Raw genomic sequence first — 13,918 nt, forward strand, 5'->3', positions numbered from 1 at the left:
GTCAGGCCCCCATGCGGCGCAGGCGGCTGCGCGGGTCGATATATTCGTTCATGCTCACGGCGAGGAGGAACAGGCCAAGGAAGGTCATGACGATCAGGATCACCGGAATGACGATCCACCACCATGTCCCCACCACCATCGCCGAGTGGCTATTGGCCCAATAGAGCACCGTGCCGATCGTCGGATTGTTGATATTGGTGAAGCCGAGAACGGCGAGGGTCACCTCCATGCCGATCGACCAGAGCATGTTGTTCATGAAGGTCGAAAAAACGATGGGCATCACATAGGGCAGGTGCTCTTCGAGCAGCACTTTTCGCGTCGACATACCCGCAAAGACCGCGTGCCTTGTAAACTCGCGGTGTTTTAAGCCCAGCGCCACCGAGCGGATCAGGCGCGCGTCGAACGGCCAGCCGAAACAGGCGAGGATCAGCGCCATGGTGAAGCTGTCCATGTTGTTGCGCAGCACAAAGTAGAACAGCACGAGGATCGGGAAGATCGGCACGGCAACGAAGATGTCGTTAATGAACATCAACACGCGATCGACCCAGCCGCCGAGATAGCCCGCAGCGAGCCCGACCGAAATCGAGATGATGCGCGAGAGCACGGCCACGGTGACGCCGAACATCAGGCTGTTTCGGAAAGCAGCCGAAAGGTGCCAGAACAGATCCTGGCCGCGCGAATTGGTTCCGAACCAGTATTGCGCCGAAGGCGGCTGGTCGGGGATCGCCATATAGATGAGCGTCGGATCGACCGGCGAGAAAAACGACAGCGCCGCAAAGATCACCATGATGCCGACGAGAACGAGGCCGATGGCGAATTCGAGATTGTAGCGGATAAGGTCGCGGAAAACGGCGAACATGGCCCTACTCCGTACGCACGCGTGGATCGAGCAGCGGATGCAGCAAGTCCACGATGAAGATGGCAAAGGCGACGGCGGTGATCGACACAGTGCAGACCGCGAGCACGGTCGAATAATCGCCCGCATTCACCGCATCGACGAGCAGCGAGCCCATGCCGGGATAGTTGAAGACCTGCTCGGTGATGATCGTGCCCGAAAACACCCCGCCGATCACCATGGCGAGCGCCGTCACCTGCGGCACCAGCGCATTGCGCATCACATAGCCGCTGACGATGGTCTCACGCTTGACGCCGGCGAGCTCGGCATAAGTCACATAGTCTTCCGTCACGATATTGGAGACCAGCGCCCGCATGCCGATGAACCAGCCACCGAGGCCCACGAGCACCAGCGAAAAGGCCGGCAGCAGCGAGTGCTGTAACACCGATAGAATGAACGGCATGGTCCAGCTCGGCCGCACGTCCATGCTGAACCCGCCCGAAATCGGCAGCACCGGCCAGAGGAAACCGAAGATGACCAGAATGATGAACGCGACGATATAGTAGGGGATCGGCTGGAGGCCCATGGTCACGATGCCAAAGGCCTTGAAGAACCGGTTGTTCTGAAAATAGCCGGCAAGCCCGCCCATCAGATTGCCGACGATAAAGGTGATGACGGTCGAGGTGAGCAGGAGGCCCAGCGTCCAGGGCATGCCGCGCATTACCAATTCCATGGCCGGCGTCGGAAACGCCATCAGCGAAGCGCCGAGATCGCCCTGGATCAGCCGGGTCCAGAAATTCCAATATTGCACATGCATCGGCTGCCCGGTGCCGAACATCGCCGTCAGCGCCTCGCGCGTCGAGGCAATGGCTTCAGGGGAAAGGTTCGACCGCGCCGAAAGCCGGCCCAGGACCTGTTCAACCGGATCGATGGGAGAGAGATAAGTGACCAGAAACATGGCCGATATGCCAAAGAAGATCACTGCAAACATCAGCAGCGCCCGCTTCCCGACAAACAACAAATAACCGTGCATACGGTCTCCTCAACTTCGAACCGTGCCGCAGGCAAATTTGCTCCAGTGGAGCCAATTTTGGTGAGAAGGCCATGAGAGCTGCGCTCGAATGGCATGCACCGAAGCCTGGTCTATATCTCTACACCCGACAGCTGGCGCTCGATCCCAATGGAATGGGCGTGGGGCTCTTCCGACGCGCGAGCTGCGAGCAAAAATCCACGGGATGCGCAGTGGCCCGCGCATCCCGGGGGCAGCCCAGCCTGAAAGACCGGGCCACCAGGGAGGACTGTTACGCCGCGCCGTCGACCGGAGTGATCTGGGTGAAGATGTAGCGGCCGTTCGACCAGTTGGTCACCGGGTTGGCATAGTTGTTTTCCGCGTTCGGCCAGCCGGTCCAGAACCGGTTCGACTGAATGGAGAACACGTTGTAGGCCATGATCGGGATATTCGGCATTTCTTCGAGGTGGAGCTTGACGAAGTCGTGGCCGAGTTCGGTGCCCTTGGGGTCGTTGAAGTCGGTACCGCGGATCTCTTCGATGATCGCGTCGAGACGCGGATCCTTCCAGCGCATCCAGTTGCGGTCAGGCTGCGAGGCGCCCGGCTCGGCGACATAGGCCGAGTGGTAGCTGTCGAGGAAGAACGAGAGGTCGGGGTGACCGCCCCAGGTTTCCACGGCCCAGGCAATATTGACTTCGAAATTGCCGACGCGTTGGCGGCCCCATGGATCGGCGTCGACTTCGGCGGTGGCGCCGATGCCGTTCTGGGCCCAGGTCTGGGCGATGATCACGCCGAGACGGTTGACCACGCCTTCCTGCGGCACCATCACCGAGAAGGTGAACGGCTGGCCGTCGGGCATCATCCACTGATTGCCGTTCTTGGTGAAACCGGCATCGGTGAGGAGGGCTTCAGCGGTCGGAATGTCCTGCTTCCACCATCCATAGCCGAAGGCATTGCGCACGGCTTCTTCTTCGCTCGGCACCGCGTCGCCAAACTGGCCGCGAACCATGTCGGCGATCTGCATGCCGATGTTCGGGTCGTATGGCTTCACCTTGTTGCCGCCGGCTTCCACTTCGTAATTGATGAGGAAATCCTGCAGCGGCGCATGGTAATCGCGCGGATGCGTACCGGTCGGTGGCACGGAGATGGCCGAGAGCGTTGCCGCGCCGCGATATGAGGCCATGGACATGGTCCGCGCATCGAGCATGAGTGCCAGAGCCCAGCGGACGCGCTTGTCCTGGAATTTTGGATTTTGATGGTTCGGGATCGCCATGACGAGCGTGGGATCGGGGTGGGCATAGGGGAAGCCCGGGAACCAACCCTGGATCTGCGGATCCTGCTGCACCACCGAGAATGTGCCTTCCGGCGTCAGATCGTGCACCATGTCGAGATTGCCGTTGCGGATCTCGATCAAGCGATTGTCGGTCGAAATATTGTTCCGGTAGATGACATATTTCGGGTTCGGTTCCGAAATCATGCCCATGGCCGTGCGCTGCCAGTCTTCGCGGCGCTGCCAGATATACCAGGTGCCGTTCGGATCGAACGAGTGGAGCGTGTAGGGCCCGATGGAAACCGGCGGGTTCGCATCGTAGCTGAGGATGTCTTCGACGCCTTCATAGACATGCTTTGGCATGATCCATGCGGCGGTCCAGCGCACGGCGAACAGGGTATGGAAGCGCGAGTTCGGTTTGTTGAGTTTGAAGTGGACGGTATATTTGTCCGGCGCCGTAACTTCGGCGACCTGAACCGAGAACGCACCATTGTACGGCGTGCCGGGTGTCGAAGCCTGCTTCTGGACGGTGAACACCACGTCATCAGCGGTGAATTCGACGTCGTCGCTCCAGAAGATGCCCTGCTTGAGCTTCACGGTCATTTCCGTGAAGTCTTCGTTATATTGCCAGAGGTCGTCGGCCAGCGAATTGTAGACGGCGTTCTCGCTGGCGCCTTCGAGGCCTGCATCTGGATCGATGAACCAGAGCGTGTCGGTCGTCAGCTGGTGCAGGCCGTTGGACGTGCCGTTGCCGGCGCCCACAGCCCACAGGTTGAACCAGGCCGGATTGCGAATGATGCCTTCCGGATTGTGGACGATCACCGTCTCGTTGCGTGGAAATTGGGCCAGGTCAGGCGCCGTGCCTTCGGCTTCCTGCGCGAAGGCCAGGCCCTTGCCTGCAACCATCAGCGCGCCGACTGCCGTCGTCCCGATAAGGAAACTACGTCTATCCATTCTGTATCCTCCCTAGAGCGGAAATGCCTCCGCACTTCCTTTGGCACCCTCCAGTGCCATCAAAAGTCATACTAACGAGGGCTTAATTCTTGTCAATCGCCGAAGTGATATAAATCGGGAAACATGATACAAAAAGCAAAGGGACACACCGTGGCCGATGTGTCCCCTGTTTCACCGTTGGGAGGCGGTGAATGTTACCGTAATGCTACCCAACCCGCATCTCAAAGACGCGTGTTGATAAATCTGTTGGGCCAGCTCTCGCCACTGCCACGATGCCCATCGTCCCCTTGACGGGGAGGGCCGGGGAGGGGTGCCCAAGTACTCGGCATTTTGGCACACGCACCCCTCCTTGCCTCCCTATCTAGGGGAGGTGCAGATCGCGTTTGAGACGCAATCGGCGCCCAACACACTGCCGCGACACTTCCCCCTTGATGGGATCCGAGCCGTACCGGAGGGCAGATCGCTCCAGTGGAGCGATCTGAGGTGATGAGGCTGGGAGGGGGTGAGGCCCCACGCGCTATGCCAGAGACTAAATCTTCACCCGCACCATCTGATACGAATAAGGCGGCAGGGTCACCGTCAGCTTGCCATCGGCGATCTTGGCGCCTTCGCCCTTCTTTGGCTTGACTTCATCCTGCTTGCCGGCCGTGTTGACGGCCTTCAGATCCGGATGCGTCATCACCTGATGGTCGATCACCGAACCACCCGCAAAGCCCTGCAGGCTCACTTCGGTTTCGATGCTGTCCGTCGTGTGGCGATTGACGAGGAAGAAGCTCAGCGTGCCTTCTTCTTCATTGTGCACGCCGGAAACGTCGACAAATGCCGTGTCCTTGGCGTGGGTCGTTTCGTAGCCCGGCGAGGTCGTCAGCAGTTGCAGCGCGGTGCCGCGGCCGAAGACGGAAGCGAAGTAGTAGGGGTAGTAGATGGTCTGGGCCCAGGCTGGGCCACCCTTTTCGGTCATGATCGGCGCGATCACGTTCACGAGCTGGGCGATACAGGCGATCTTCACCACATCCGAGCGGCGGATGAAGGTGTTGAGGATCAGGCCGACCATCAGGACGTCTTCGAAATTGTAGATGTCTTCGAGCAAGCCCGGCGCGTGCGGCCAGCCGCTGTTGCCGTCGAGGATCTCGCGATCCTTCTTGTTCGAATGGTACCAGACGTTCCATTCGTCGAAGGAGATGTAGATGTCCTTCTTGCTCTTCTTCTTGGCCTTGACCTGCTTGATCGTCGCAGCGACGGTCTCGATATAGCGGTCGAGCTTTTCGCTCAGGCCCAGATAGTTAGGCGTGTTGTCATCGCGATTGGCGAAGTACATATGGAGCGAGATGTGGTCCACATGGTCATAGGTATGCTCGAGCACGATGCGTTCCCAATCGGGGAAGCTCGGCATGTCCATATGCGAGGAACCGCAGACGATCAGTTCGAGGTCCTTGTCGAACATGCGCATGGCGCGGGCGGTGTTGGCAGCGAGCTTGCCATATTCGTCGGCATCCTTGTGGCCGACCTGCCAGGGGCCGTCCATCTCGTTGCCGAGGCACCACATCTTGACGTTCCACGGGTCCTTGCGGCCGTTCTTGATGCGGAGGTCCGACCAGTAGGTGCCGCCGGGATGGTTCACATATTCAAGGAAATTGCGGGCCTCATCGACGCCGCGCGAACCAAGGTTCACGGCCAGCATCATCTCGGTGCCGACGGTCGCGCACCAGTCGGCAAATTCGTGGACACCCACGGCATTGCTTTCCGACGTGTGCCAGGCGAGGTCGAGACGGGTCGGGCGCTCCTCACGCGGGCCGATGCCGTCTTCCCAATTATAGGCGGAAACGAAGTTACCCCCGGGATAGCGCACCACGGGTACATTGAGGTCCTTTACGAGCTTGGCGACGTCGCCACGCATCCCGTCCTTGTCGGCCGTCGGATGGTCAGGCTCATAAATGCCTTCATAGATTGCGCGGCCGAGGTGCTCCAAAAATGCCCCATAGACACGATCGTCAATTTTAGAGATCGTGTAGTCCTTATTCGCAACGACAGAAGCCTTCACCCCGTCCTCCCATTCAATCCGTTTTTCTGATTTGGATCAGTTAATCGGTTGTACAGGAGTTAAACGCTTCTACGCAAGCGGTCCCGCGCACTTTTGTATGATTTTTGGAGAGGCGTAGTTTTGCACTAGACCGTGCGACCAGTTGAGTCAGAGCGAGGCGAAAATGGTGGTTTTCGAGAACCGGAGCGGAGCGTACATCCGTACGTGAGCACCGGAAGCGGAGAAAACCGGCATTTGCAGGCCGCTATGGCCGACTGGGCGTATGGTCTAGCGAGCCGTCTGCAACCGCATAATGATATCCTGGTCATAGTTCCCAAAACCGCGACCAAACACATTGATCCCGCCCGGATGCTTGGCATCGGGTTTCACCGCAATGCGCAAGCGGATCGAGTGGTGGTTCGCCAAATCCAGATCCACCAGCGACACCGGCGAAATCTTCACCCCGTCGACATAGGTGCCTTCATTGGTCACGCGCCAGCTCTTGAGCTTGCCATATTGGCTGCCCTTGAGCTTCCACCAGTCCGGTGTGTAGACGCCGCGCTTGTCGCCAAAGTCCCCCGGCGACGTCCAGGTACCGATCTCGGTCCCATTGACCGAAAGCGTGATATCGCTTGGCCAATCCGCCGACGTCCCTGGCACTTCCGAGCTTAATTCCAGCGCAAATTCAAGCACTTCAATCGTATTCTGTGCAAGCTTTGCATTGTTCGGAAACTGATATTCCAAAAAGCCCTGCGTGAACCAGATCAGCCCCGCCTTCATGCGCTCGGGATCAAGGAAAGTGTCCGGCACATCGAGGAGACCGATGATCCCTTCGGTCGAACAGAGCCCGCACGGCGCCGACACGTCAAAGCTCGTATAGAGCCCCAACGGCATCGCCACCTCGACTGCATTCGAGCGCAGCGGCGAGATGTCTTCCTTGAACATCACCAGCACTTCGTCGAACGTCGAGTGGCAAATCTTCTGGTTGCCCTTGCGCGCCTTCTGCGTCTCGGTCCGGATCAGACCGGCATTTTCCAGGATCTGCAGATTGGTGGAAACCGTCGATTGCGGCAGCGTCAGGCGCTCGGCAATGTCATTGCCATTCAGCGGCCCCTCGACATGGAGCAATTTCAAAATCCGCACCCGGATCGGAGACGCGAGACCCTTCAAGACCTCGATATCCTCCTCGGGATCGACGACCAGAAAATTGCGGCTCATGGGACAACGTCTTTCGGATGATAGAGAGCAAATGTCTATCCAAAAGTCTGAACCAATCAAGTCGCGCGCAACAAATTCGTCACAAAAGCCTGGATTTTCCAGTGTTCCCAAGCAAATCACATTCCCTGAATCAAATTACCCCTGTCCGCTTTTGACTTTCCCGCCCAAGACTCTACCTTTCACCCAATTCTTGGGAGGAGAAACGGCATGAGCTTCCGCGCCCTGGTGTCGCAAAGGGATGAAAACGGCACCGTCACCAATTCCGTCGAGACCTTGGAAGACGCCGCGCTCCCTGAAGGCAATGTCACCGTCGACATCGAATGGGCCGGCCTCAACTATAAGGATGGCCTCTGCCTGACAGGGCAGGGCGGTCTCGTCCGCACCTTCCCCCATATCGCTGGCATAGACTTCTCGGGCACCGTCGGCGACAGTTCCGACCCGCGCTATGCCCCTGGCGATGCTGTAGTTTTAACCGGCTGGCGCGTCGGCGAGACCCATTGGGGCGGCTATTCTACCCGCGCCCGCGTCAACGGCGATTGGCTCGTCCCGCTGCCCAAAGGCCTCACCACCCGCGATACCATGATCGTTGGCACCGCGGGCCTCACCGCCATGCTCGCCGTCGATCGCCTGGAATCCGAACGCCTCACCCCCGCGCAAGGCGATGTCCTCGTCACCGGCGCCTCCGGCGGCGTCGGCACCATCGCCATCGCGCTCCTCGCACGCCTGGGCTATTCCGTCACCGCGCTCACCGGCCGCCCAGAAAACAGCGACAGCCTCACCGCCCTCGGCGCCAAGTCCTTGCTTGGCCGCGATGATTTCCTCGCCGAACCCGACAAGCCGCTCGAACCCGCCCGCTGGGCCGGCGTCGTCGATTGTGTCGGCGGCAATATCCTGGGCAAAGGGCTCAAGCAGGTCAAATACGGCGGCTCCGTCGCCGCACTCGGCAACACCGCCGGCGTCGCTCTCAGCACCAATGTGCTGCCCTTCCTCCTCCGCGGCGTGAACCTTCTCGGCATCGACAGCGTCATGCAGCCCTATGAGCGCCGCATCGCGGCCTGGTCCCGCATCGCCGAACTCTTCGACGTTTCGGCCTATGCCGCCCTGGTCGAAGAGGTCGGCCTCGAAGACCTCCCCGCCGCGGCCACCCGCATTCTCAGTGGCCAGATCCGCGGCCGCGTCCTCGTCCGACCCGATCGCTAGCCCTCACCCCGCCCGGCGCCACTCGTCTTCGGCCGCCGCCACCATCATGCCAACCCCCAACGCGTCGCCCACAGCCACCAACGTCGGCGCATCGATATCCATCGTCTCCGCCGCCGCCACCAGTTCCGCCAGCGGCCCGCGCCAGATCGCCTCGTCGCCGCGCCCGAGATTGATCGCCACCGTCGCCGGCGTTGCCGCACTCATCCCAAAAGCCCCGAGCTTCTCGACGATTTTCGGCAGCATCCGCCGCGCCATATAAAACACCGTCGTCGTCCGGCTATTCGCGAGGCCCTGCCAATCGAGCCCCTCCGGCAGATCGCCCTTGCGCGAATGCCCCGTCACGAACCGCACCGATTGCGCGTGGTCCCGATGTGTCAGCGACACGCCGAGCCGGCTCGCCAGTGCCAGCCCCGCCGTAATCCCCGGCACCACCGACACCGGAATGCCCTCGGCCTCGAGGCTCGCGATCTCCTCGCCCGCGCGGCCAAAGATCATCGGGTCGCCCGATTTGAGCCGCACCACATGCTTGCCCTGCTTGGCCAGCGTCAGCATCATGACGTTGATATCTTCCTGCCGGCAGCTATCGCGTCCCGCGCGCTTGCCCACCAGCATGCGCTTGGCCTCCCGCCGTGCCAGCTCCAGCACCTCGTCGGAAACAAGATCATCGAAGAGGATGACATCGGCCGATTGCAGCGCCTTCACAGCCTTCAGCGTAAGCAGCTCCGCATCCCCGGGCCCCGCACCAACCAGCGTCACGCGGCCCGCAGCAGTCCCTGGCAAACTCGACATCATGACACCTTTGGAAAATGAATGAGGGAGGCGCCCGGGGGGAGACATCCGGGCGCCCGCTGCCGATCACTCGGCAGCGATTTGCATGAGCACGTCGGGCGCAATTGAAATCAGCCCGTTCTCGACTCGCACGGGAAACGTCCGGACCCGCCCCTCGTCGGCGCCCTGCGCCTCGCCGGTCGAGAGATCGAAAACCCAGTTGTGCAGAGGGCAGGTCACGTGCCGCCCATGCACAATGCCCTCGGCCAACGGCCCGCCCTTGTGCGGGCAGCGATTTTCGATCGCGTAAATCTGGTCCTCTGCCGTCCGAAACACCGCGATCTTGCCGCCCGGCGTCGTCACGCAGCGGGCGCCCCGGCGCGGCACGGCAGCAACGGGTCCGAGTTCAATCCATTCGGTCATGGCCATTACTCCGCTGCCACTGGAAATCCGAATTCGGCCATGGCGGCGAATTCGTGGGCGTCCTTGCCGTTGACGCGCTCTTCCCAAGGGTCGACCTGGGCAAATTGCTGGGAATAGGCAAAGCGATCAAAGAGCTGCTTGCGCTTGGCGCCATCTTCGATGACCGCCGCCTTGATCGTGTCGATCCCGACGCGCTTGGCCCATTTGTAGATGCGTTCGAGATAATAGCCCTGCTCGCGATAGAGCTGGGTCAGTGCCGCGATGATTTCGAGCGCCTCGTCCTCGCTGTCGGCGTGGCCGAGCAGTTCCGTGCCCTTGATATCGAGCCCGGCGGCGCCGGCAAAATGGATGTCATATCCACTATCGATGCAGATCACGCCGATATCCTTGCAGGTCGCCTCGGCGCAATTGCGCGGACACCCCGACACCGCGAGTTTCAGCTTCGCCGGCGTCCACGCGCCCCAGAGATACTTTTCGAGCCGAATGCCGAAGCCGGTCGAATCCTGCGTCCCAAACCGGCACCAGTCCGATCCGACACAGGTCTTCACCGTCCGCAGTCCCTTCGCATAAGCCGCGCCCGACATCATCCCGGCCGCATTGAGATCGGCCCAGACGCCGGGCAGGTCTTCCTTCCTGACGCCCAGCAGATCGATGCGCTGCCCACCCGTCACCTTGACGGCCGGGATGTTGAACTTGTCGGCGACATCGGCAATGGCGCGCAGTTCCTTGGGGTTGGTCATCCCGCCCCACATGCGCGGCACCACTGAATAGGTCCCGTCCTTCTGGATATTGGCGTGCACACGTTCGTTGATGAATCGGCTCTGCCCGTCATCCTCATATTCGCCCGGCCATTCGGCCACGAGATAGTAATTGAGCGCTGGCCGGCACTTGGCGCAGCCGCAGGAGGTCTTCCATTCGAGCTCCTGCATCACCTCGGGAATGGATTTGAGTCCCTTGGCGACGATCAATCGGCGCACCGCGCCATGATCATAGTCGGTGCAGGGACACATCGGCTTCACGGCGGCGGGGTTGTAAGCATCGCCCAGCGTAATCGCCATCAGCTTTTCAACGAGATGCGTGCACGATCCGCACGAGGCCGAAGCCTTGGTATGGGCGCGCACCCCATCGAGATCGGTCAGGCCCATCCCCGTGATCGCGCCAGTGATCTTGCCCTTGCAAACGCCATTGCAGCCGCAGATTTCAGCATCGTCCGGCAGCGCCGCCACGGCCGCCATCGGGTCGAGGGCCGCACCACCCTGATAGGCCTGTCCGAAGATCAGCGTATCGCGCAGCTCTGTCGTGTCCGTGCCCTTGCGCAGCATGTCGTAGAACCACGGCCCATCGCCGGTCTCGCCATAAAGCACCGCGCCAAGGATCTTGTTGTCCTTGAGCACCACGCGCTTATAGATGCCCGATGCCGCGTCGCGCAGCACGATCTCTTCCCGGTCCTCGGCATCGGCAAAGTCGCCGGCCGAATAAACGGAAACACCCGTCACCTTCAGTTGCGTCGCCGTCTGCACGGGGCGGAAAGCGGCGTCCTGCTTGGCCAGCGTCTTGGCCAAAACCTTAGCCTGGTCATAAAGCGGCGCCACGAGCCCATAGACCACCCGCTCATGCTCGACGCATTCCCCAAGCGCCAGAATGTCGGGGTCCGAGGTCACCATCTGGTCGTTGACGACAATGCCGCGCTCGACATGGAGGCCAGCATCGACGGCAAGGCGCGTTTCGGGCCGAATGCCGGCCGCCATCACCACGATATCGGCGCCATAGGTCGTGCCATCGTCGAGCGCCACAGCCTCTACGCAGTTCTCGCCAAGGATCGCCTTGGTCTGTGCCGTGCAATGCACCTTGATGCCGCGCTTTTCGAGATCCCGCTGCAACAGATACCCTGCTGCGGGATCGAGCTGCCGGTCCATCACATGGCCCATAATGTGCAGCACCACCACTTCCATGCCGCGCAACCGCAGCGCCGCCGCCGCTTCGAGCCCAAGCAAGCCGCCTCCAATGACGACTGCCTTCGGGTTGGGCCGCTGTGCCGCTTCCACCATGGCATTGACGTCATCAAGATCGCGAAACACCATCACGCCCGGTAGGTCCTTGCCGGGGAGCGGGATGATGAATGGCGCCGAGCCCGTCGCGATGATCAGCCTGTCATAAGGCGTCTCGCCCGCTTTGCTGATGACGACCTTGCGCTGGCGATCAATTCCCGTGATCGTTTCGCCAAATCGGGTCGAAACCCCATGCCGCTCATACCAGGCGGTGTCGTGGGTGATGATCTGCTCATATTCTTTTTCGCCGCCCAAAACCGGCGAGAGCATTAGCCGGTTATAATTGCCGCGCGGCTCCGAGCCGAACAGCGTCACCTCAAACCGGCCAGGTGTTTCTTCAAAAATATGCTCCAGCGCCCGGCCCGAGGCCATGCCGGCCCCGATCACCACCAGCTTCTCGGTGCGGGTCGCCTGCGCGGGCGCTGAAAATTCAGCCAATAGGTCCATCGGGTGGGGCTCCGTGTGTTCCAGCGAAAAACAAAAAGGCCGCCAACTGATGCGTCGCCGGAAAATCCGGTTCGCACCTGTTGGCAGCCTTGCCTTTGACGCCCAGCATTGGACATCGATCATCGAGAGCGTCTTGGGAGGAGCTCTTGCCCAAGACATTGCACGAACCATGCCAATCAAAGGGCAAGGCGGATCGTCAAGTGATCACAATGCTTTAAGCGTGTTCGATTGGAGGTCGCCGTGCTGGCCGATAAGGCCTAGTCGCTCACATCATCGCCAGCTTGATCATTTTGTGTGCATGAGATTGGCGTGATGAAATTTCAGACGTCCACCGAAGGCGCCGTTATCACCCCACCAACTGTCCTTCCCCCGGGCTTGACCCGAGGGCCATTGTGGAACCCACAAGCTTTGTCGAATGGGTAAGAGACCCTCGGGTCAAGCCCGAGGGAAGTCCGATAGTTAGGCGAGATATTTTCTGACAAAATTCCGGCAAACGCCGGGGCCATCTAGCCTCTTCTTATGATGGCAAACATCAAGCGGAGCTGGGAGAGCTAACCCTACCCAACCCGCGCCTCAAACACCCCACCATCGAAAAACCGGTTCGGACCCATGGCGACTCCATCGAGCGCATACCCTTCCGCCCGATCGCCCTCGCGCTTGTAATCTACCTCTGGCAGCGCGATCCCCATCGGCGCCAGCGCCGCCCGGTAGAGGTCCGGCCGAAAACTCTCCGCCGCCAAATGCGCGCTATCCGCGCTCACGGCAACCTCGCCCCAGCGCGCCATCTGCTCGAAATACCAAAGCGCCTGGCTCTTCCATGGGAAATTCGCGGCGCCATCGTGCGGAATATAAAAGTCCGGCAGCGTAAACACCGCGTCGCCCGCATCGATCTCCCCGGTCAGCGCCCGCGCCACAATATCTACCGGCAGATCGAGATAGGCCGGTCGCGCCATGATCTCCGCCGCTGCCAGCCGGTTTTCCCGCTGCTGGCACCATTCGCCCGCCCGATAGATCGCGCGGATCAGCCCGGCCACCGTCTCGGGATTGCGCTCGGCCCAATCGGCGCGCATGCCCATGACTTTGTCGGGGCTCCATTCCCAGATCTTCGATTTCGTCGTGACGATATGTGCGCCGTGCTGCGCCACCCCGACGCTGTTCCAGGGTTCGCCCACGCAATAGCCATCGAGCCCACCGGCGCCCAACGCCTCCGGCAAAAGGGGCGGTGGCAGCACGACGATCTCGACATGACGATCCGGCACGATGCCGCTCGCGGCCAGCCAATACCGCAGCTCATAATTGTGTGACGAGGTCTGGTGCACGACGCCAAAGCGCAGCTTTTTGCCGCCCCGCGCCACCACTTTCGCCAGGGCCGCACCAGCGGGGCCCGCCTCGAGATCGGTAACCGCACCCTCGCGCTGCATCTGCTCCCAGAGCGCAGCGCTTACGGTGATCGCATTGTTTCCCAAGCCCAGTACCACCGGCGCAATCATCTTGGTCGCGATCGGCGTCAGTCCAAGGCTTGCGGCAATCGGCATGGGCGCCAGCATCTGCGCCACATCGAAATGTCCAAGCGCCGAGCGGTCGCGGATATTCGCCCACGATGTCTCGCGCGTCAGTTGCAGCGCCAGGCCCTCGGTCTCGGCAAAGCCCAGTTCCTTGGCGAGCACCAGCAGCACGCTGTCGAGCAGCGGCAAAAATCCGGCATGGAGCAGGGTGGTCGACATGA

At 60.9% G+C, this 13,918-nt stretch carries 9 protein-coding genes and 1 pseudogene; 1 reads left to right on the forward strand and 9 read right to left on the reverse strand.

Going from position 1 to position 13,918, the window contains the following annotated elements:
* Position 1: 1 nt before the first annotated feature.
* The 5 genes from ASE94_RS13780 to ASE94_RS13800 form a co-directional block, all read right to left on the reverse strand.
* Positions 2–859: an ABC transporter permease gene (locus ASE94_RS13780; RefSeq protein WP_062630887.1), complete on the reverse strand. Its 858-nt coding sequence runs from the start codon at positions 857–859 to the stop codon at positions 2–4.
* 4 nt (positions 860–863) lie between these two features.
* Entirely contained in the window at positions 864–1,868 is a 1,005-nt protein-coding gene (locus ASE94_RS13785; protein WP_061908054.1) for an ABC transporter permease, read from the reverse strand.
* Between the two features lie 268 nt (positions 1,869–2,136).
* Positions 2,137–4,068, reverse strand: coding sequence for an ABC transporter substrate-binding protein (locus tag ASE94_RS13790; protein ID WP_200913655.1), 1,932 nt, complete (start codon positions 4,066–4,068; stop codon positions 2,137–2,139).
* A 529-nt stretch (positions 4,069–4,597) separates the two neighbouring features.
* Complete coding sequence (locus ASE94_RS13795) at positions 4,598–6,109, reverse strand: alpha-N-arabinofuranosidase (RefSeq protein ID WP_062630889.1); 1,512 nt, start codon at positions 6,107–6,109, stop codon at positions 4,598–4,600.
* Positions 6,110–6,376: 267 nt separating this feature from the next.
* Complete coding sequence (locus tag ASE94_RS13800) at positions 6,377–7,306, reverse strand: metalloregulator ArsR/SmtB family transcription factor (RefSeq protein WP_062630890.1); 930 nt, start codon at positions 7,304–7,306, stop codon at positions 6,377–6,379.
* A 207-nt stretch (positions 7,307–7,513) separates the two neighbouring features.
* Between ASE94_RS13800 and ASE94_RS13805 the strand changes: the two genes are divergently transcribed.
* Positions 7,514–8,506 carry an MDR family oxidoreductase gene (locus ASE94_RS13805; RefSeq protein ID WP_062630891.1) on the forward strand — a complete coding sequence of 331 codons (993 nt, stop codon included), beginning with the start codon at positions 7,514–7,516 and terminating at the stop codon, positions 8,504–8,506.
* A gap of 3 nt (positions 8,507–8,509) precedes the next feature.
* On the opposite strand, the pseudogene cobA reads toward ASE94_RS13805, so the two are convergent.
* The 4 genes and pseudogenes from cobA to ASE94_RS13825 form a co-directional block, all read right to left on the reverse strand.
* A pseudogene (gene cobA, locus ASE94_RS13810) lies at positions 8,510–9,280 on the reverse strand (uroporphyrinogen-III C-methyltransferase); the annotation flags it as partial.
* Positions 9,281–9,361: 81 nt separating this feature from the next.
* Entirely contained in the window at positions 9,362–9,697 is a 336-nt protein-coding gene (nirD, locus tag ASE94_RS13815; RefSeq protein WP_156352160.1) for a nitrite reductase small subunit NirD, read from the reverse strand.
* A gap of 5 nt (positions 9,698–9,702) precedes the next feature.
* On the reverse strand, positions 9,703–12,192 hold the full coding sequence (nirB, locus tag ASE94_RS13820; RefSeq protein ID WP_062630892.1) for a nitrite reductase large subunit NirB: 2,490 nt from the start codon (positions 12,190–12,192) through the stop codon (positions 9,703–9,705).
* 557 nt (positions 12,193–12,749) lie between these two features.
* Positions 12,750–13,916, reverse strand: coding sequence for a CmpA/NrtA family ABC transporter substrate-binding protein (locus tag ASE94_RS13825; protein ID WP_062630893.1), 1,167 nt, complete (start codon positions 13,914–13,916; stop codon positions 12,750–12,752).
* Positions 13,917–13,918: the final 2 nt, after the last annotated feature.

The organism is Devosia sp. Leaf64, assembly GCF_001421945.1.
In the GTDB taxonomy this organism is placed as follows: Bacteria; Pseudomonadota; Alphaproteobacteria; order Rhizobiales; family Devosiaceae; genus Devosia.